At 72.7% G+C, this 18,643-nt stretch carries 18 protein-coding genes; 13 read left to right on the top strand and 5 right to left on the bottom strand.

The features are described 5' to 3' along the window. Positions 1-49 precede the first annotated feature (49 nt). The 3 genes from RM590_RS07970 to RM590_RS07980 all read left to right on the top strand — a co-directional run bounded on the left by RM590_RS07970 (position 50) and on the right by RM590_RS07980 (position 1,154). A complete protein-coding gene (locus RM590_RS07970; RefSeq protein ID WP_311703682.1) occupies positions 50-361 on the top strand; it encodes a hypothetical protein in 312 nt (103 codons plus the stop codon). Between the two features lie 125 nt (positions 362-486). Next, positions 487-837 (top strand): WhiB family transcriptional regulator, encoded by a 351-nt coding sequence (locus RM590_RS07975; RefSeq protein WP_311703683.1) that lies wholly within the window; start codon positions 487-489, stop codon positions 835-837. Continuing rightward, positions 834-1,154 carry a hypothetical protein gene (locus tag RM590_RS07980; RefSeq protein ID WP_311703684.1) on the top strand — a complete coding sequence of 107 codons (321 nt, stop codon included), beginning with the start codon at positions 834-836 and terminating at the stop codon, positions 1,152-1,154. Before RM590_RS07975 ends, RM590_RS07980 begins: the two co-directional genes overlap by 4 nt. Positions 1,155-1,253: 99 nt before the next feature. Here the strand turns inward: RM590_RS07980 and RM590_RS07985 are convergent, their stop codons facing one another. Beyond that, a complete protein-coding gene (locus tag RM590_RS07985; protein WP_311703685.1) occupies positions 1,254-2,615 on the bottom strand; it encodes an ABC1 kinase family protein in 1,362 nt (453 codons plus the stop codon). A gap of 107 nt (positions 2,616-2,722) precedes the next feature. Then, positions 2,723-3,787 carry a ThiF family adenylyltransferase gene (locus tag RM590_RS07990; RefSeq protein WP_311703686.1) on the bottom strand — a complete coding sequence of 355 codons (1,065 nt, stop codon included), beginning with the start codon at positions 3,785-3,787 and terminating at the stop codon, positions 2,723-2,725. 165 nt (positions 3,788-3,952) lie between these two features. Between RM590_RS07990 and RM590_RS07995 the strand changes: the two genes are divergently transcribed. From RM590_RS07995 to RM590_RS08010, 4 genes are all read left to right on the top strand, one after another. Continuing rightward, positions 3,953-4,552: a M48 metallopeptidase family protein gene (locus RM590_RS07995; RefSeq protein ID WP_311703687.1), complete on the top strand. Its 600-nt coding sequence runs from the start codon at positions 3,953-3,955 to the stop codon at positions 4,550-4,552. Positions 4,553-4,636: 84 nt separating this feature from the next. After that, a complete protein-coding gene (locus RM590_RS08000) occupies positions 4,637-6,295 on the top strand; it encodes a TerD family protein (protein WP_311703688.1) in 1,659 nt (552 codons plus the stop codon). A 12-nt stretch (positions 6,296-6,307) separates the two neighbouring features. Next, a complete protein-coding gene (locus RM590_RS08005) occupies positions 6,308-6,991 on the top strand; it encodes an AIM24 family protein (RefSeq protein WP_311703689.1) in 684 nt (227 codons plus the stop codon). 15 nt (positions 6,992-7,006) lie between these two features. After that, the gene (locus RM590_RS08010; RefSeq protein WP_311703690.1) at positions 7,007-7,756 is read left to right on the top strand and encodes an AIM24 family protein; all 750 of its coding nucleotides are present in this window, start codon (positions 7,007-7,009) and stop codon (positions 7,754-7,756) included. Between the two features lie 34 nt (positions 7,757-7,790). Here RM590_RS08010 and RM590_RS08015 read toward each other — a convergent pair whose 3' ends face one another. Both RM590_RS08015 and RM590_RS08020 read right to left on the bottom strand, forming a co-directional pair. Beyond that, complete coding sequence (locus RM590_RS08015; RefSeq protein WP_311703691.1) at positions 7,791-8,315, bottom strand: NUDIX hydrolase; 525 nt, start codon at positions 8,313-8,315, stop codon at positions 7,791-7,793. After that, positions 8,312-9,730 carry a zinc-dependent metalloprotease gene (locus tag RM590_RS08020; RefSeq protein ID WP_311703692.1) on the bottom strand — a complete coding sequence of 473 codons (1,419 nt, stop codon included), beginning with the start codon at positions 9,728-9,730 and terminating at the stop codon, positions 8,312-8,314. Before RM590_RS08020 ends, RM590_RS08015 begins: the two co-directional genes overlap by 4 nt. A gap of 134 nt (positions 9,731-9,864) precedes the next feature. On the opposite strand from RM590_RS08020, the gene RM590_RS08025 reads away from it, so the two are divergent. From RM590_RS08025 to RM590_RS08040, 4 genes are all read left to right on the top strand, one after another. Next, the gene (locus RM590_RS08025) at positions 9,865-11,025 is read left to right on the top strand and encodes an NAD-dependent epimerase/dehydratase family protein (RefSeq protein ID WP_311703693.1); all 1,161 of its coding nucleotides are present in this window, start codon (positions 9,865-9,867) and stop codon (positions 11,023-11,025) included. A gap of 15 nt (positions 11,026-11,040) precedes the next feature. Beyond that, a complete protein-coding gene (locus tag RM590_RS08030) occupies positions 11,041-11,484 on the top strand; it encodes a molybdenum cofactor biosynthesis protein MoaE (RefSeq protein WP_311703694.1) in 444 nt (147 codons plus the stop codon). 219 nt (positions 11,485-11,703) lie between these two features. After that, entirely contained in the window at positions 11,704-11,877 is a 174-nt protein-coding gene (locus tag RM590_RS08035; protein WP_311703695.1) for a hypothetical protein, read from the top strand. 25 nt (positions 11,878-11,902) lie between these two features. Then, on the top strand, positions 11,903-12,994 hold the full coding sequence (locus RM590_RS08040; RefSeq protein ID WP_311703696.1) for a YlbL family protein: 1,092 nt from the start codon (positions 11,903-11,905) through the stop codon (positions 12,992-12,994). Positions 12,995-13,006: 12 nt separating this feature from the next. Here the strand turns inward: RM590_RS08040 and RM590_RS08045 are convergent, their stop codons facing one another. Next, positions 13,007-13,573: a PPA1309 family protein gene (locus RM590_RS08045; protein WP_311703697.1), complete on the bottom strand. Its 567-nt coding sequence runs from the start codon at positions 13,571-13,573 to the stop codon at positions 13,007-13,009. A gap of 136 nt (positions 13,574-13,709) precedes the next feature. Here RM590_RS08045 and RM590_RS08050 point away from each other — a divergent pair, with 136 nt between their 5' ends. Beyond that, positions 13,710-16,700, top strand: a complete 2,991-nt coding sequence (locus tag RM590_RS08050) for a UPF0182 family membrane protein (RefSeq protein ID WP_311703839.1) — start codon at positions 13,710-13,712, stop codon at positions 16,698-16,700. A gap of 298 nt (positions 16,701-16,998) precedes the next feature. After that, positions 16,999-18,618 (top strand): tetratricopeptide repeat protein, encoded by a 1,620-nt coding sequence (locus RM590_RS08055; protein WP_311703840.1) that lies wholly within the window; start codon positions 16,999-17,001, stop codon positions 18,616-18,618. The last annotated feature ends 25 nt before the right edge of the window (positions 18,619-18,643 follow it).

The following is an 18,643-nucleotide window of genomic DNA, read 5'->3' on the forward strand; positions in this document are numbered from 1 at the left end:
TGGGCAGGAGAGTCCCGCCCGCCGAGACGCCGCAGAGGAGGCGAGTCCCGTGGAGAGCATCACCAAACTGGCCGGCCATGAGTTCGCCGGTATCTGCGCTCTCGGTGGCGTTCGCCTGTCCGGCACCGGTGTCTCCGGTGCCGCGGCCGCACGTCCGGCTGCCGTCGCACCGCGTGCGGCAGCCAATGAGCGACCGATCATGGCGCCCGCTTCGGCGGTAGTGGCAGTGGCTCGCACGAGGGCCTATGACCGCATCACCGATGTCGCCGGCGCCGGCAACCAGATCTTTGGACAGCAGAAGACGCAGCTTCACACGATGTGGGCCCTCCGCGGGCTCGATCCCTGGAGTGATCCAGCCTGATCGGCGAGATCAGGTCGGCACCTTCCAGGGCCGCGGAACCCACACCGGGATCCGCGGCCCTTCTGTTTTCCGCCCCCGGTCACAGCCGGGGCAGACCGACAACCGAAGCGACACGAGGACACGACATGCCACTCGCGCCGTACGCCCGACCCGACCTGAACTCACCACCCGATCCGGAGACTTCTGTGACCCCGCTGTACACGCTGAACGAGCTCGACGAGGCGATCGAGCAGCTCGACGACGGCGTGCCCTGCCGTTCCTACGACCCCGAGGTCTTCTTCGCGGAGACCCCCGAGGACGTCGAGTACGCCAAGTCCCTCTGCGGTGCGTGCCCGCTCCGCGAGGCCTGCCTGGCCGGCGCTAAGGACCGCCGTGAGCCCTGGGGTGTCTGGGGCGGCGAGCTGTTCGTCCAGGGCGTCGTCGTTCCCCGCAAGCGCCCCCGTGGCCGTCCGCGGAAGAACCCGGTCCCGGCATGAGCGTCCCCGGCACCATCGGTCGGCCGGCTCAGCACGGCCCGCGACGAAATTCCGAGATGACCTTCACCACGAACGAACTGGCGGCCGCGCGGCGGTCGAGCCAGGAAGAGAACAGGACCAGGAAGTTGCAACTCATCCCAGAAGCCCTCGCTCGCTCCCATATGGCGGAACGGGCCCGGGAAGCCGAATCCCAACGCATGGCCGGGCAACTGGCCCACGCGCGGCGGCTTGAGCGCAAGTCGCAGCGGCTCCAGCGCAAGGCGGAGCGGGCCTCGAACCGCGCCCGCCGGGCGCTGGCCCAGGCCGTCATGCAGTAGCGGTGACGGACCAGCGGCAGTGAAGGAGGGGCCCGGCCGGCGGCCGGGCCCGGGGGGTGATGCCCCGGACGATGTCCGGGGCATCACCCCTGTCCGGGGTCAGGCCGGGCGGCGGGTGTCCTCCTCCGGGGTGGCCGCGAAGCCGGGCAGGCCGGCCACCAGCTCGTCGTGCATCCGCACCCGGGCGCCGAGCTGGCACAGCACCCCGATGGTGCTGAGCGTCACCCGGTGTATCAGCAGGTAGGACGGCGGCAGATTGAGCTGGCGCCCCAACTGGTGGGCGGCGGACCGGGGATCGGCTATGCGGCCGGCCTGCTCGCGCAGCCACTCCCGGCTGAAGGCGAACTCCGCCGCCCGGGCCGGCTCGATGATCGGCAGCAGATAGTCGAGCACGGCCTCCGGCTCCAGCTCGATGTCGGGCTTGACGAAGCCCTCGGCGGCGAGCAGCTCGTACACCTCGTCCGCCTCCCCGTCGATGGTCATCCGCAGCGCCTGCCCGATGACAGGCGGCAGCCCGTCGGGCAGCCGGTTGACCGCGCCGAAGTCCATCACCCCGAGCCGCCAGGCGGACACGGGCTCTCCCTCGACGGGCACCAGCCGGAAGTTCCCCGGGTGGGCGTCGGCGTGCAGCAGCCCGGTCCGCGCGGTGCCCGAGAACAGGAAGCGGGCCAGGAGCTGGCCGGCCCGGTCGCGCTCCTCCCGGCGGCCGTCGCTGATCACCTTCGACAGCGGCACCCCGCCGAGCCACTCGGTGATCAGCACCTGATCCCGCTGGCAGACCACATCCGGCACCAGCACCCCCGGATCGTCCCGGAACTCCCGGGCGTAGGTCCGCTGGGCCTCGGCCTCCAGCGCGTAGTCCAACTCCTCGGCCACGCGCTCGCGCAGCTCCTCGATGAGCGGCTTGATGTCCATGCCCGGTATGAACGGGCCCAGCAGTCTGGCGAATCTGCCGAGCTGTGTCAGGTCGGACAGCAGCGCCTCACCGGCCCCCGGGTACTGGATCTTCACGGCGACCTCCCGGCCGTCGTGCCACACCGCCCGGTGCACCTGCCCTATCGAGGCGGCGGCCGCGGGGCGTTCGTCGAACTCCTGGAACAGCTCCGGCCAGTCGTCCCCCAGCCGCTCGGCCAGCGCGGCGCGCACCGACGCGGTGGGCAGCGGCGGCGCCGCGTCCTGGAGCTTGGTCAGCGCGGCGCGATACGGCCCGGCGACGCTCTCCGGCAGCGCCGACTCGAAGACGGACAGCGCCTGGCCGAGCTTCATCGCGCCGCCCTTGAGCTCGCCGAGCACCGAGAACAACTGCTCCGCGGTGCGCTGTTGCAGCTCGCTGCCCACCAGCTCGGCCGACCGCCCCCCGATTCTCTTGCCCAGACTCCAGGTGGCGCGGCCCGCGAAACTCAGCGGCAGCGTGGCGAGCTTCGCCGTCCTGGTCACTGCCTTACGGGGCAGATCAGACATGTCGTCCCTCCAACTCCCTTACAGTGCGCCCCCCGAGTCCACCTGGTGCGGTGAGGTGTGTGAGATGCACGGCTCCTGCTCTCCTACCCGTTCATTGTGGACCCGCGCTACGGCGGCCGGGTCGCCTGGGCGGCTCCACAGGGACATTCCGGGTGCGGCTCGACCGGCGTGCTGCTCATGGACAGCCCGGGCAGCGCCAACTCCATGCGGCTCGCCGGTCCCTGGGGCGCCGAGCCGTCGAGGAAACCGAGCGCCGCGCAGGCCGTCAGACCCGCGACCGCGGTGGCCAGGGGACCGTCGCACGCGGGGACACCGGGCCGCCGCGCGTTCCGCCACTGGGCCACCAGCACGGGCCAGCAGGGCTCGCTCCGGGCCCGGGTGCGCAGCAGGCAGCCGGCGCAGCCCGTCGCGCCCGGCAGCACCAGCGGCCCGACGAATCCCGTCGCCTCCACCACCCCCGCGTACAGATGCGGGATGCCGGCGGCGAGCACCTCCTCGGCCGGAGCGGGGTCCGGCGCGTAGGCCGTCAGCCCGTCGCGCGGGGCGAAGATCACCAGCCGCAGTCCCTCCGGCGGCTCCTCCCGGGGCTTTCCGCGCCAGGGGGCGCAGGCCCGCACCAGGCCGGCCATCGCGGCGGCCCGCCGCTGCCCGGCGTGCTCGGGCCGCAGTCCCCCGGGGGCCAGGTCCTCCGGCTCCACCCGGCCACCGTCCACCACCTCCACCGCTCCGACGCCGGCCTGCGCCAGGGCGGTGGCGACCGCCGCCCCGACCCGGCCGGCGCCCCGCACCTGCACCCGGGCCCGGCGGCGGGCGGTGAGCCGCCGCAGCCCGTCGCCCGGATCGGGGCGCAGCAGCGACAGCGACGCCAGGTCCGGGCGCAGCCGCTCGGTGATCTGGGCCGCGGCCTCCCGCTCGGCCGTGGCGTCGTCCAGCACGCCCGCCGCGGCGAGCTGCGCGGCGAGGCGGTCGGCGGCGCCCCGCCCGAGGCCGAGCGCCGCCGCCGCGTCCCGCAGCGCGGGCAGCGGGCGGGTGCCGTCCAGCAGGGACAGGAAACTCTCCGTGGCGCTGTCCAGCGGTCCGAACAGCACCGAGTGCGCGGGCGTCACCCCGTACCGCACGGTGTGCTTGTCCCGCCAGCTTCGGCGGAGCGAGGGCTTGATCATCGGGTGCATGCGCTCATCATGCGACGGGACAGAGCAGACGCGTGTGACGTTTTCCACAGGAAGCGGGGATAATCCTATAAATAGGGCGCCGCAGTGGGGTGTTGACCGCCCGACCGGCACCTTCGCCGGTCGGCGGGCGGGACATATCAGGCTCACACCGGGTAACGTCGAGGTGTGCCCGCCGATCCGCTGAACAGCGCCGGCCCGCCGCAGCGCATCCCGGCGGGCCGGGCGGTGCTGGACGGAAAGCGGCACGAGCGCGTCGAGGTACGCCGCAGCGCCCGCCGCCGGCGCACCGTCTCCGCCTATCGCGAGGGCGACCGCACCATCGTCCTGATCCCCGCCCGGATGACCGCGGACGAGGAGCGGCGCTGGGTCTCGGTGATGCTGGACAAGCTGGCCGCCCAGGAGGAGCGGCGGATTCTCGGCGACGACGCCCTCGAGCGCCGCGCGGCCGAGCTGTCCGAGCGCTATCTCCAGGGCCGCGCGCGACCTGACAGTGTGCGCTGGGTGACCAATCAGAACGCCCGCTGGGGCTCCTGCACGCCGGCCCTGGGCAGCATCCGCCTCTCGCACCGCCTCCAGGGGATGCCCGAGTACGTCATCGACTACGTGCTGCTGCACGAGCTGGCCCACTTGCTGGTCCCCGGCCACGGCCCCGATTTCTGGGAGCTGCTCGAGTGCTACCCGCGCACCGAGCGGGCCCGCGGCTTCCTGGAGGGCGTGGTTGCCGCCGAGCGCCTGCCGTACGTTCCCTGGCTGCGCGCCGAGTGACGCGACCGCGCTGAGCGTCGGACCGAGAGGTTAGTCTGACCCCGCCGAATTTTTGTCTTATCGGATGGGGGACGGTCGTTAGGTATGGTGACCCACTTCAAGCGTGGCCAGAAGGCCAGGCTCAGCGACCTGACACTGGGCACCGATCTGTACGTGGGCGTGCAGATATCCGGGCCCGGGATGGTCTTCGACATCAGCTGCTTCGGTCTTGACGCCGCCGAACGCCTTTCCGACGACCGTTACTTCGTGTTCTACAACCAGCCGAAGTCGCCCGAGGAGTCGCTGCAACTGCTCGGCGCGCAGGCCGGGGACACCGAGTCCTTCCGGATCACCCTCGACCGGGTGCCCGCGGCGATCGGCCGGCTCGCGTTCACCGCGACGATCGACGGGGACGGCACGATGTCCGGCATCTCCCCCGGCTATCTGCGGATCGTCGCCGGCGGTGACGAGATCGCGCGCTACTCGTTCGACGGCTCGGAGTTCACCACCGAACGGGCGGTGATGCTCGGCGACTTCTACCGCAAGGACGGCTGGCGCTTCGCCGCCGTCGGGCAGGGCTTCGACGGCGGACTCGCCGCGCTGCTGCGGCACTTCGGCGGCGAGGTCGCGGACGAGGAGCCGCCCGCCGCGGCACCCGCGGCGGCCCCCGGCTTCGCGCCGCCGCCCGGTGGCGCCCCCGCTCCCGCACCGGGCTTCGCCCCGCCGCCCGGCGGCGCGGCGCCCCCGGCCCCCGCGCCGACTCCGGCGCCCGCACCGGCACCGGCACCGGCTCCCGCCCCCGGCGGCTTCGGCGTCCAGGCCCCCGCGCCGCAGCCGACCGGCTATGCCGCGCCCCCCGGCGCGCCCGCCCCGGCGGCGCCCGTTCCGCAGCCCGCGCCCCCCGGTGGCTTCGCCACCCCACCCGGTGCGCCCGTGCCCCCGCCCGGCGGCGGATACGCGATGCCGCCCGGCGCGACGCCCCCCACCGCCATGCCGCCCGGCGCGGTGCCCCCGGGCGCCGCACCGCCCTTCGGGCAGGTCCCGCCGCAGCAGGGCTTCCCGCCCGCCGCGACCCAGCCCATGCCCACGCCCGGCGCCGCGGGCGGCCTGAGCGCCACGCTCGACCAGTTCCGCGGCGCGGCCGAGCGGCAGCGCTGGACCCTGCAGAACCCGCAGCTCGTCCGGGCCGACCTCGGCATCGACGGCCAGCCGGTGATGGCGCTCCAGGGCAGCATGGTTCTCTACCAGGGGAACGTCGAATTCGGCTTCAAGGGCGCCGGGTTGAAGCGCCGCGCGGAGGGCTGGGCCACCGGCCAGGGCTTGCCCTCCCTCATGCGCTGCACCGGCAACGGACAGGTCTACCTCGCCGAGCAGGCCACCCGGCTGCACCCCGTCGAGCTCCAGGGCGACGCGCTCTGCGTCGCCTCCCAGCACGTGCTCGCCTTCGACGAGTCGCTGGACTACGAGGTGCGCCGCATCGACGGCCACGGCCTGCCCGGCGGCTCGCTGTTCGCCCTCCAGTTCCAGGGCCACGGCACCCTCGTGCTCAAGACCCATGGCGAGCCGCTGGTCCTGCCGGTCACGCCCATGACGTTCGCCGACGCCAACGCGCTGATCGCCTGGTCCGCCGCCGCCCAGGTCCTCGTGACCAACCAGGTGCGGCTGCGCCGCCAGGCGTTCCCCGGCCACACGGGGGAGACCACCCAGCTCCAGTTCCGCGGCGCCCCGGGGAACTTCGCCATTGTCCAGCCCTACGAGATCTGACGGGAGCCCGTGATGGATCAGCGGATGATTGCGGGCTTCGCCCCGGCCGCCCCCGCGGCCCGCATGGAGAACCACGGCCCGACCATGGCCCGGATCGTCATGCAGACGGGCAGCGACGTGTTCGCCAGGACCGGATCGATGGTCGCCTACGAGGGCTACATCCAGTACGAGTCGAACCCGGCCGCCCTGCGCCAGGCCATCGCCGGGCGGCTCAGCGGCGAGAGCGTGCCGTTGATGAAGTGCCAGGGGGACGGGCTGCTCTACCTCGCCGACTACGGCGCCGACGTGGTCTGCCTCCCCCTCCAGAACGACAACATCTCGGTGAACGCCACCAACGTCCTCGCCTTCGACGCCCACCTCGAATGGGGCGTGCAGCGGGTCAAGGGAATGGCGAAGTTCGCCGGTCAGGGGCTGTTCAACATCGGGATCTCCGGCACCGGCTGGGTCGCCGTCACCAGCCGGGGCATCCCGGTCGTGGTGGACTGCGGATCCGCCGGGGAGACCTGTGTGGACCCCGACGCCCTCGTGGCCTGGTCCACGGGCCTGGAGATGAAGCCCAAGCGCAGCTTCAAGGCGTCCTCGCTGATCGGCCGCGGCAGCGGCGAGGCGTTCCAACTGGCCTTCTCCGGCCAGGGATTCGTCATCGTGCAGCCCAACGAGGACAGCACCGACCGGCGCGGCGCGCAGCAGAACTGAACGGGGGAGTGAGCCATGCAGAGTCCGATCTTCAATCACACCGTGACCCAGTCCCAGGAGCGGTTCGCCCTCCAGGGCGCCCATATGCTGCGCGTCGCCCTCGGCAACGGCGAGGACGTGGTGGCCAGGGCAGGCAGCATGGTCGCCTTCGACGGGATGGTCGAGTTCGACGGGGAGTACCAGTCGCCGGGCCAGCACAGCCGCCAGCAGTGGGCCGGTGAGGTGCTGCCGCTGATGCGCTGCTACGGCCAGGGCTCGGTCTACTTCGCGAACCTGGCCCAGCACGTCCACGTTCTCGACGTCGACCACGAGGGCCTGACCGTGGACAGCTCCTATGTGCTGGCCCTCGACGCGCATCTGCACTGGGACGTCATCTCCGTGGAGAGCCAGTACGGCATCCCCGGCGTCGGCGCCTACAACCTGGTCATCACCGGGCAGGGCAAGGTCGCGATCACCACCTCCGGGCGGCCCCTCGTGATGCGCGTCAGCCCCGACCGGTACTGCAGCGCGGACGCCGACGCGGTGGTGGCCTGGTCCACGTCGCTGCGGGTGCAGATGCAGGCGCAGACCAGCAGCAGGCGGATCCTGCGCCGGCGCGGCAGCACCGGCGAGGGCTGGGAGCTGAACTTCATGGGTGACGGGCACGTCGTCGTCCAGCCCAGCGAGCTGCTGCCGCCGCAGCAGACGTCCTACGGGGAGCCGCTCCAGTTCCGCCAGGGGGCGGGACCGGGGCTGAACCAGGGCGGCGCCTGGGGACCGCGGTAGCCCCCGGACCGGGGGCGCGGCGGGCGGTGGCGGCTCACAGCAGCGCGCGGGTGCGCGCCAGCAGGCGGACCACCGACTCGTCCGCCACGTCCGCCACCTCCTCGTAGGAGAACCAGCGCAGGTCGAGCGACTCCTCGCTCCGCACCGGCCGGGCCCCGGCCGGTGCGACCGCCGCGTACTGCACGTCCAGGTGCACCGCGCACGGCGTGCGGTGCCGGTCCAGCCCGGCGGGCCACGGCAGCAGCCGCAGGTCCTCGATCCCGGACTCCTCGGTGGCCTCGCGCAGCGCGGCGCCCGCCAGCGTGGCGTCGCCCGGCTCGCAGTGGCCGCCGGTCTGGAGCCACATCCGCAGCTTGCCGTGCAGGGTCAGCAGCACCCGCTCCCGGGCCGGGTCCACCACCAGCGCGCTCGCCGTGAGGTGCCCGGCCGCGCACGCCTTCCACATGCCGTCCGGGTGGGCCGCCAGGTGCGCGGCGTACGCCTCCCGCAGCTTGTCCTGCTCGGCGTCCGGCGCGGCCCAGGCACGCAGTACCCGGGAGGCGTCCTCATGCAGGGTCACGCCCCGTCGCCCTTGCCCCCGTCGTCCTCGCGGTCCGCGTCGCTCCCGCCGTCCCCGCCGTCCTTGTCGAGCCGGGGGCCGTCTCCGTCCGCGGCGTCGCCCAGTATCCGGTCCAGCTCGGAGAAGTCGGGCTGCTCGCGGTGCACGAAGCCGTCCGGGTCGTCCAAGTCCTCCGCCGTCGGCAGCATGTCCGGGTGCGCCCACAGCGCGTCGCGCGCCTGCGTGCCCCGGGCGTCCGTCAGCGACGCCCACAGCCGCGCCGCGTCCCGCAGCCGCCGCGGCCGCAGTTCGAGCCCGATCAGCGTGGCGAACGTCTGCTCCGCCGGACCGCCCGAGGCGCGCCGCCGCCGCAGCGTCTCCCGCAGCGCGCCCGCCGATGGCAGATGCGGCTCGGCCGCGGCGTGCACCACCGCGTCCACCCAGCCCTCCACCAGCGCCAGCGCCGTCTCCAGCCGGGCCAGCGCCGCCTTCTGCTGCGGCGTGTCCTCTGGCTGGAACAGCCCCTGTTGAAGCTTCTCCTGCAACTCCTCGGGCCGCGTCGGGTCGAGCTGTCCGACCAGGTCCTCCAGCTTCGCGGTGTCCACCTGGATGCCCCGCGCATAGCCGTCGACCGCGCCGAACAGGTGCGAGCGCAGCCACGGCACATGCGCGAAGAGCCGCTGGTGGGCCGCCTCGCGCAGCGCCAGATACAGCCGGACCTCGTCCTGCGCGACGCCCAGCCCCTCGCCGAACGCGGTCACGTTCTGCGGGAGCAGCGCGGCCTTGCCGGCCGGGCCGAGCGGCAGCCCGATGTCGGTGGAGCCCACGACCTCGCCGGCCAGCACGCCGACGGCCTGCCCGATCTGCGTGCCGAACATGGCCCCGCCCATCGAACGCATCATCCCCAGCAGCGGGCCGGCCATGGCCTGCATCTCCTGGGGCAGCACGTTCCCCATGGCGGCGCCGACGCGCTCGGCCACCGGGTCGACCAGCTCGCGCCACACCGGCAGCGTGGCCTCGACCCACTCCGCGCGGCTCCAGGCCACCGCCGTGCCCGAGCCGGACGGCAGCGAGGTGACCCCGTCCAGCCACAGGTCGGCGAGCCGGACCGCCTCCTCCACGCGCTCCCGGTCGTGCGGGCCCACGCTGGTGTCCCGCGAGCCGTCCGGCGCGCCGTGCGCCACGGACTGCCGGGCCACGTTCCGCGCCAGCTCCCAGTTCACCGGGCCGCCCTCGTAGGACAGCATCTGTCCGAGCTGCTGGAACGCGGCGCCCAGGTCCTGCGGGTTCATCCCGCCGCCGGGGCCGCCCGCGCCGAAGCCGAACATCGCGGCCAGCGGGTTGTCGGCCGGTCCCTGCCCGCCGCCCCTCTTCTTGCCGGATTCGCCGTCCTCCGGCTCCTCCGGGAGGCCGAATCCGAATGGAAAGTCACTCACGGGAATCCTCGGGTCTGTGTCGTCGGACGGAACCAACGTGCCTGTGATTCGCTGGTCTGTGCCCCCAGCCTAGACACCTCTCAGGCAGGATGGGCCTGCGCACGTCGTACCGAAACAACCGCTGGAGAGGTCCTGTGAGTTCCCCGGAGCCAGCCGTTCGCGCAGCGCGAAACGGCCCGGCCGCCCCGCTGACCATCGCGGTCACGGGCGCGGCGACAGGGGTCGGCGCACTGCTGACCGAGCGGCTGCTGGCCGCAGAAGACGTCAAGCGGGTGCTCGCCCTCGACGAGAGGCTCGGCGACGTCAAGGGCGCGGAGTGGCACACGCTCGATGTCCGGGACCCGGCCATCGCCGACTTGTTGCGAACCTCCGGCGCGGCCCGTGACGCCGCCGCGCACGAGGGGCGCGAACGGGAGTCCGCCGGGCCCGTGGACGTGGTCGTCCACCTGGCCCTCGACCTGGACCTGGAGGCCGACCCGGCCGCCCGCACCGCGTACAACGTGCGCGGCGCGCAGACCGTGCTGACCGCCGCGGCGGCCGCCGGCGTGCGCCGGGTCGTGCTGTGCACGTCGGCCATGGTCTACGGCGCCCTGCCGGACAACGACCTGCCGCTCGCCGAGGACGCCGAGCTGCGCGCCACGGCCGACGCCACCTGCGTCGGCGACCTGCTGGAGATCGAGCGGCTGGCCCGCCGCGCGCCGCGCGCCCACCCGGGCCTGAACGTCACGGTGCTGCGCCCGGCCATCCTGGTCGGCGGCACGGACACGGCTCTCACCCGCTACTTCGAGTCCCCGCGGCTGCTGGTGGTGGCCGGCTCCCGGCCGCGCTGGCAGTTCTGCCACGTCGAAGACCTGGTCAGCGCCCTGGAGTTCGCCGCGCGCGAGCAGGTCGAGGGCGAGCTCGCGGTGGGCTGCGACGGCTGGCTCGAACAGGAGGAGATCGAGGAGCTGTCCGGGATCCGGCGCATGGAACTGCCGCCCACCGTGGCCCTGGGTGCCGCGGCCCGGCTGCACCGGCTGGGCCTCACCCCGTCCCCGGCCGGGGACCTCGCCTACACGATGCACCCCTGGGTGGTCAGCGGCAGCAAGCTGTACGAGGCGGGCTGGCGGCCGCGGTGGAGCAACGAGGAGGTGCTCGCCGAGCTGCTGGCGGAGGTGGCCGGGCGGCACACGGTGGCCGGCCGCCGGCTCGGCCGCAAGGACGCCGCGACGACGCTCGGCGCCGCGGGCGCGACGGTCGCGCTCGTGGGCACCGCGGCGCTGGTCCGCCGCGCGCGCCGGGCGCGGCGCCGCTGATGTGAGGATGGGCGCATGACGGAACACGATCCGATCCGGCTGTTGGCCATCCGCGACACCCCGCTGTCGGTGGCCGAGGTGCTCGCCGCCGTCGGCGACGACGCGGCGGGCGGCACCGCCCTGTTCGTCGGCACCGTCCGCGACCACGACGGCCACGCCGCGGGCGCGGCCGTCACCTCATTGGCCTATTCGGCGCACCCGACCGCGGAGAGCGAGCTGCGCCGCGTCGCCGAACGGGTCGCCGCCGACTTCCCGGTGCTCGCCCTGGCCGCCGTGCACCGCGTCGGCGACCTCGTCGTCGGCGACCTGGCCGTGGTGGTGGCGGTGGCCTGCGCCCACCGGGGCGCCGCGTTCGACGCCTCACGGCGGCTGATCGACGACCTGAAGCGCGAGGTCCCCATCTGGAAACACCAGACGTTCGCGGACGGGACCCAGGAATGGGTCGGTGCCTGCGCGTAGCGCAGTCGGTGAGGGGTGGTGGCCGGGCGACGGGTGGGCGGGTCGGTGCCTGCGCGTAGCGCAGTCGGTGAGGGGTGGTGGCCGGCGCCTGCGCGTAGGCCGTTTCGGGCCCGTTGGGACGCGGCCGATTCGTTATCCCGGGCCGGGCACTACTCCGGTTGCGTAACCCGTTCCCACGTCAGAGCGTTGGTGATACGTCGCCGAGGTGGGAGGTAGGTCATGTCGGTCCTCGTATGGCTGTTGATTCCCGTCGCCGGGGCAGTGGTGGCCGGCCTGTGGAGCGCGTGGGCCACGCGCCGGAGTACCGGCGTGGGCGGGGTCTGCGACGCCGCCGGTGTGCGTGGTTACGAGGCGTTCCGTGCGGCCATGGAGCGGGCCCCGGCGGACGGCTGACAGTCCCGTCACGTACTGTCAAGACATGCCACGCCGCACCGCGACGCTGCTGACGTCGACCCTGCTGCTCATAGGGATGCTCTGTGCCGGAGTGCTCATCCACGTGCCCTACGCGGAGATGTCGCCGGGCCCCACGGTGAACACGCTGGGCGAGCACGACGGTGAGCCCGTGCTCAGCATTGACGGGGAGCGGACGTACGACTCCGAGGGCCATCTCAACATGACGACGGTGCGCGTCACCGGCGTCGACTACCGGATGAACCTGCTGGAGGCCGTGCACGGCTGGCTCTCCGACGACGCCGCGGTCGTTCCCTACGAGACGCTGTATCCGGAGGACGTGTCCGCGGACCAGGTCGAGGAGCAGAACGCCGAGGAGTTCTCCGCGTCGCAGGAGAGCGCCAAGGTCGCCGCCCTGGAGGAGCTGGGCTTCGAGGTCGGGTCCCAGACCATCGTCGCGGCCGTCGTGGAGGACGCCCCGGCGCAGGACAAGCTGCACGCCGGGGACGCCATCGTCGCCGTGGACGGCACCGAGGTCACCGAGCCCGGGCAGGTCGCCGAGCTGGTGACGGAGCACGAGGCGGGCGAGGACGTCGTCTTCACGATCGTGCCGGCCGAGGAGGCACAGGCCGCGCTGGACGCGGGCGAGCCGCTGCCCACCGACACCGAGGACGTCACCATCACCACGGCCGAGGCGCCGGAGGACCAGCGGGCCATCGTCGGGATCCAGGCCGGCCTCGCCCACTCGTTCCCGTTCGAGATAGACATCGAGCTCGCCGACGTCGGCGGCCCGAGCGCCGGGCTGATGTTCGCCCTCGGGCTGGTCGACCGGCTCACCGAGGAGGACCTGACTGGCGGCGCGTTCGTGGCCGGGACGGGCACGATCGACGAGGAGGGCACGGTCGGGCCGATCGGCGGGGTGACGATGAAGACGATCGCCGCGCGGGAAGCGGGCGCCGAGTTCTTCCTGACCCCGGAGGACAACTGCTCGGTCGCGGCCCAGGACGTGCCCGACGGGCTGACCCTGGTCCGGGTCGGCTCGCTGGACGACGCCCTGGCCGCGCTCACCGACATCCGCGAGGGGGACACCGGGGATCTGCCGCGCTGCGAGGCGGAGTAGGGCCCGTTCCGCTCACTCCTCGAAGGTCGCCGCCAGCGCCTCGGCCAGTCCGGGCACCAGGTCGGGTCCGGTGAGCACCTCGGTGGCGGCGTCCTTCTCCCGCAGCCGGATCGCCGATTCGCGCCGGCCGTCCCGCAGCACGGCGACCGTCATGCGCACTTCCTGACGCTCCGGATGCTCCGCCACCCAGCGCGCGAGCTCGGGCCCCGGCAGGCCGTCCGGGAGGGCCGCCTCGGCGGAGGGCGGCAGCATGAGCCGCTCCACGGTGAGGGCACAGCCGGCCACCGCGTCCGGCCACGCGATCGTCGCGAGGAACTCGTCGAGCGGTGCCCCCGGTGGCAACTCGTCCTGTTCCACGGGGGTCAGGCCGCTGGTGCCCGTCAGGTCGAGCTGCTCGGCCAGGCCCGGCTCCTCGGCCCGCAGCCGGGCCGTGTCCACCAGCGCGAACAACTGGGCCGGCCGGTCCCAGCCGAGCCCGGCGGCGTATTCGTCGATCTCCAGGACCGCCCTGGCGAGAGGTGTGGCGGCGACCGGCGAGGCGGGGCCGTTACCGGGTTCGTCGGGAGGAGTGTTGTCCATGGGCCTATCGTGCCGTCTCACCCCCCGAAAACGGGAACCGAGTAAAGCTTGAGTAAGTTAGTCGAGTGGGCCGGTTCCATGGTCGGCCTGGCTGAAAACCCTGCGAATCGTTGAGGTGCGCGCGTTGGCTTTCCAGATGCCGGACCGGGGCTCGGGACGTGGCCCCAATGGTCCGAACGGGCCAAGAGGCCCCAGAGGTCCCGGCGGACCGCGGTTCAACGTCGGGCGCCCGTCCAGAGGTGCCAAGTCACTGCTGATCACGGCGGCGATCCTGGCCGGACTGGCCATCCTCTTCGCCATGTTCGCCGGGTTCTGGACCGACTGGCTGTGGTACCGCTCCGTCGGCTACACCAGTGTGTACCGCACCGAGCTGATCACGCGGGTCACCATGTTCGCCGTCTTCGGTGTGGTGATGGCGCTGGCCGTCGGGTTCAACGTCTGGCTGGCGCACCGCTTGCGCCCGCCGTTGAGCGCGATGTCGATGGAGCAGCAGAACCTCGACCGGTACCGGATGGCCATCGCGCCCTACAAGCGGTGGGTGCTGCTCGCCGTCGCGCTGGTCATCGGCCTGATCGCGGGTGGTTCGGCCTCCGGCCAGTGGCGCACCTGGCTGCAATGGGTGAACGGCACGTCGTTCGGCGAGACGGATCCGCAGTTCAACAAGGACGTCGGGTTCTTCGCGTTCGATTACCCGTTCTACCGGTTCCTGCTCGGGTTCGGGTTCGCGGTCGTCGTCCTCTCCACGCTGGCCGCCGCGCTGACGCACTATCTGTACGGCGGCGTACGGCTGACCACGCCCGGCAGCCGCATCACACAGGCGGCGACCGGTCATTTGTCGGTGCTGCTCGGTCTCTTCGTGGCACTGAAGTCGGTCGCGTACTGGCTGGACCGCTATGGACTCGCGCTCAAGAGCGGCGATTTCAGAAACGCGGAGGGCTGGACCGGTCTGCGGTACGTCGACGCCAACGCCTATCTGCCGGCCAAGACCATCCTGACGATCATCGCCGCGATCTGCGCGGTGCTGTTCTTCGCCGCCGTGTGGCGGCGCGGCTGGCAGCTCCCGGTGATCGGCCTCGGCCTGATGGTGCTCTCGGCGGTCCTGATCGGCGGGGTGTACCCCGCCCTGGTGCAGCAGTTCCAGGTCAGGCCGAACGAGCAGGCCAAGGAGACCGAGTACATCGACAAGCACATGGACGCCACGAAGGCGGCGTACGACATCGCGGACGCGCAAATTGAGGACTATTCCGGTACGAGTGAGGCGGATCCGGAGACCCTGCGCAACGCGGTGAACACGACGGCGAGCATCCGCCTGCTCGACCCGAGCGTGGTCTCCCCGGCGTTCCAGCAGATCCAGCAGGTCCGCGGCTACTACCAGTTCCCGGCCACGCTGGACGTCGACCGCTACCCGACGGAGAACGGCGACCAGGACACCGTCGTCGGTCTGCGCGAGATGAACGTCAACGAGATCCCCGAGCGAAACTGGATCAACGAGCACTTCCGCTACACCCACGGCTTCGGCATGGTGGCCGCCAGCGGCACCACCGTGCAGGAGAACGGGCAGCCGGAGTTCACCGAGCAGGACCTGCCGCCGCGGGGTGAGCTGACGAACCTGGGCAAGTACGAGCCGCGGATCTACTTCGGCGAGTACACCACCCAGTACTCCATCGTGGGCGGGCCCCAGCAGGAGATCGACTACGCCGGCGAGGACGGCGAGGTCGAGTACAGCTACGAGGGCGACGCCGGCGTCGCCCTGGACAACTGGTTCAACCGGGCCGCCTACGCGCTGACGATGGGCGAGCCGCAGATCCTCTACTCCGGGGCGATCGGCGAGGGTTCGCGAATCCTCTACAACCGCACGCCCAAGGAGCGTGTCGAGGCGGTGGCCCCCTGGCTGACGATCGACGGCGACCCGTATCCGGCCGTGGTGGACGGCAGGATCCAGTGGATCGTCGACGCCTATACGACCAGCAGCGGCTATCCGTATTCGGCGCGGACGACCCTGGGCGACGTCACCGAGACGTCCCTCACGGAGAACCAGGGCGAGGTGATCGCCCAGGAGAACCGGGTCAACTACATCCGGAACTCGGTGAAGGCCACCGTCGACGCCTACTCCGGCGAGATCCAGCTCTACGCCTGGGACGAGGCGGACCCGGTCCTCCAGACCTGGCGGGCGGCGTTCCCGGACGTGGTGCAGGACCGGGACCAGATCAGCGACGAGCTGATGGACCACCTGCGCTACCCGCAGGACCTGTTCAAGGTCCAGCGGGACCTGCTCCAGCGGTACCACGTAAACAACCCCGCGCAGTTCTACAGCGGTTCGGAGCGCTGGGAGGTGCCGGACGACCCGACCCACCAGGGCCAGTCCGTGCCGCCGTACTACCTCAGCATGAAGATGCCCGACCAGGACGAGCAGGTCTTCTCGCTGACCACGACGTTCACCCCGCTCAACCGAGATACGCTCGCCGCCTATATGGCGGTCGAGGCGGACGCCAGAAGTGAGAACTACGGCACGATGAGACTGCTGACCCTGCCGTCGACCACGACGGTCTGGGGTCCACAGCAGGTGCAGAGCCGGTTCAACTCCGATCCCGACATCGCCGAGAGCATCAACCTGCTGAGACGCGGCGACTCCGAGGTCGAGTACGGGAACCTGCTGACGGTGCCCCTGGAGGGCGGCCTGTTGTACGTCGAGCCGGTGTACGTCCTCGGCGCGGGCCAGGAGTACCCCCTGCTGCAACGGGTGCTCGTCGCCTATGGCGAGGAGATCGTCTTCGAGGACACCCTCGGCGAGGCCCTGGACGCGGTCTTCGGAGTCACCGAGTCGGGTGAGGAGCCCGACGGGGACGAGCCACCACCGGGCGATGGCGAGGAGCCGCCACCGACGACGGAGGATCCGACTCTCCAAGAGGCGCTGGACGAGGCTCAGGAAGCCTGGGACGCGGCTCAGGAGGCGTTCGAGGCGGGCGACTGGGGCGCCTACGCGGAGGCCCAGGAGCGTCTCGAGGAGGCGTTCGGCCGCCTCGAGGACGCGGAGAACGGCCGCAACGAGAACGAGGAAACCCCTCCTGACCAGGAGGGGGGCGGTGACACCGGAGGCGACGGAGGCGCCGAAGGAGGCACCGAGTAGGGCCTGACGGAGGGTCCGCGAGTCCTGTGACCGCGGGCCCTCCGCCGTTCTCCCGAGAGGCCGTCACGGGCCTCACGAATCGTCAACCCTGCGCGTTTGTTCGGCGATTGCCGCCGCCGCGCGCTGACCTGCGGCGATCGGGAGAACGGCATACTGCGTGTCGGATTCTGGACAACTCCCTGCCCCGAAAGGTGTTTGGGTGTATCCATATCGGGAAGTCGACAAACCGCTGAAGTGACTTCACTGGCTGCGGTATACCAGGTGTACGCAGGTTTCAGGTGGTGCGACTATGGACCTTATGGGGGACAAGGCGAGGTTCGGGAGCAGCCGTGCGGCCGCGCAGGAGGGCGCGCGGCTGTTGCGCCTGGGTGACCTGGACCGCGCCGAGGCACCGTTGCGTGTCGCCGCCGCGGACGGTGAGCGGTCCGCCGCGAACAATCTCGGCGTGCTCCTGCATCAGTCGGGCCGTGGCCAGGAGGCCGCGGAGTGGTGGCGCATCGCCGCCGTCGCCGGCTCCGCCCCCGCCGCCCACGCACTGGGCCGGCATCACCGCGAGCGCGGGGACGAGGCCGCCGCGGAGTACTGGCTGCGGCAGGCCGCCGAGTACGGCCACGCCTCGGGCGCCTACGCCCTGGCCGATCTGCTGGACCATCGGGGCGCGCCGGACGCCGAGGAGTGGTTCCGGGCCGCGGCCGAGGGCGGCCACCGCGAGGGCGCGTACCGCTACGCCTGCCTGCTCGCCCAGCGCGACGGCGACGAGGCGGAGCCCTGGTTCCGCCAGGCGGCGGCCCGGGGGCACCGGCGCGCGGCGCTGCGGCTCGGCGCGCTCCTGGAGGAGCGCGGCGAGGTGACCGACGCCGGCCGCTGGTACCTGGAGGCCGCCGAGGCGGGCGAGGCCCGCGCGGCGAGCGCGCTGGGCTTCCTGCTGCGGGACGCCGGCGACGGCGCCGGTGCGGAGCGCTGGTGGCGGCGGGCGGCCCGGGACGGCGACGGCCCGGCGGCCAACGCCCTGGGAGCCCTGCACGCGGAGCGCGGCGAGCGCCAGGAGGCGCAGCGCTGGTACAGCGCGGCGCTGGAGGCGGGCGACATCAACGGCGCGTTCAACCTGGCGCTGCTGTGCACCGGTCAGGGCCGCATGGCGCAGGCCGAGCAGTGGTACCGGCGCGCGGCGTACGCCGGGCACCGGGAGGCGTCCAACGCGCTGGCCGTGCTGCTGCTTCAGCGCGGCGACTCGGCCGGGGCCGAGCCGTGGTTCTCCAAGGCGGCCGAGGCGGGCAGCGTCGACGCGGCGTTCAACCTCGGGATCCTGCACGCGAGCCGGGGCGAGACCACCCAGGCGTGGCACTGGTACGAGCAGGCCGCGGCGGCCGGGCACGCCGAGGCGGCGCTCCAGATCGCCGTGGAGCTGCTGCGCGGCGGCGACCTGGAGCGGGCCGAGGAGCCGCTGCGCCAGGCGGCCGAGGGCGGCAGCGTGGAGGGCGCGTTCCGGCTCGCCGTGCTGCTGGAGCGGCGCGGCCGGGCGGAGGAGGCGGACCCCTGGTACACCAAGGCCGCCGAGCAGGGGCACCGGCGGGCGCAGGTCCGGCTCGGCACCCTGGCGGCGGCGGCCGGCGACGTGGTGGAGGCCGCGCGCTGGTACCGGACGGCGGCCGAGGCGGGCAGCCCCAACGGGGCGTTCAACCTGGGGCTGTTGCTGGCCCGCGAGGGCAGCGAGCCGGAGGCGGCGCTGTGGTGGACCCGGGCCGCCGAGGCCGGGCACGGCCGGGCGGCGCTGCGGCTCGCGCTGCTCGCCTCCCGGCGCGGGGACCTGGCCGGCGGCGGGACGTGGTGCACGCGGGCGATGGAGCTCGGCCCGCCCGAGGTGGCGGAGCGGGCGGCCCGCCTGCGCGACGCGCTGCGCCAGGAGCTGACCGCCTGACCCAGGCCGCGCGCCGCGCGCCCGG

The organism is Streptomyces litchfieldiae (genome assembly GCF_031845365.1).
In the GTDB taxonomy this organism is placed as follows: Bacteria; Actinomycetota; Actinomycetes; order Streptomycetales; family Streptomycetaceae; genus Streptomyces; species Streptomyces litchfieldiae.

What these genes read in the sequence shown, in the direction of transcription:
- RM590_RS07975 (WP_311703683.1), top strand. Translation starts at nt 487, where the DNA reads ATGCCACTCGCGCCGTACGCCCGACCCGACCTGAACTCACCACCCGAT.
- RM590_RS07980 (WP_311703684.1), top strand. Translation starts at nt 834, where the DNA reads ATGAGCGTCCCCGGCACCATCGGTCGGCCGGCTCAGCACGGCCCGCGA.
- RM590_RS07985 (WP_311703685.1), bottom strand. Translation starts at nt 2,615, where the DNA reads ATGTCTGATCTGCCCCGTAAGGCAGTGACCAGGACGGCGAAGCTCGCC.
- RM590_RS07990 (WP_311703686.1), bottom strand. Translation starts at nt 3,787, where the DNA reads ATGCACCCGATGATCAAGCCCTCGCTCCGCCGAAGCTGGCGGGACAAG.
- RM590_RS08000 (WP_311703688.1), top strand. Translation starts at nt 4,637, where the DNA reads ATGGTGACCCACTTCAAGCGTGGCCAGAAGGCCAGGCTCAGCGACCTG.
- RM590_RS08005 (WP_311703689.1), top strand. Translation starts at nt 6,308, where the DNA reads ATGGATCAGCGGATGATTGCGGGCTTCGCCCCGGCCGCCCCCGCGGCC.
- RM590_RS08010 (WP_311703690.1), top strand. Translation starts at nt 7,007, where the DNA reads ATGCAGAGTCCGATCTTCAATCACACCGTGACCCAGTCCCAGGAGCGG.
- RM590_RS08030 (WP_311703694.1), top strand. Translation starts at nt 11,041, where the DNA reads ATGACGGAACACGATCCGATCCGGCTGTTGGCCATCCGCGACACCCCG.
- RM590_RS08035 (WP_311703695.1), top strand. Translation starts at nt 11,704, where the DNA reads ATGTCGGTCCTCGTATGGCTGTTGATTCCCGTCGCCGGGGCAGTGGTG.
- RM590_RS08040 (WP_311703696.1), top strand. Translation starts at nt 11,903, where the DNA reads ATGCCACGCCGCACCGCGACGCTGCTGACGTCGACCCTGCTGCTCATA.
- RM590_RS08045 (WP_311703697.1), bottom strand. Translation starts at nt 13,573, where the DNA reads ATGGACAACACTCCTCCCGACGAACCCGGTAACGGCCCCGCCTCGCCG.
- RM590_RS08050 (WP_311703839.1), top strand. Translation starts at nt 13,710, where the DNA reads ATGCCGGACCGGGGCTCGGGACGTGGCCCCAATGGTCCGAACGGGCCA.
- RM590_RS08055 (WP_311703840.1), top strand. Translation starts at nt 16,999, where the DNA reads ATGGGGGACAAGGCGAGGTTCGGGAGCAGCCGTGCGGCCGCGCAGGAG.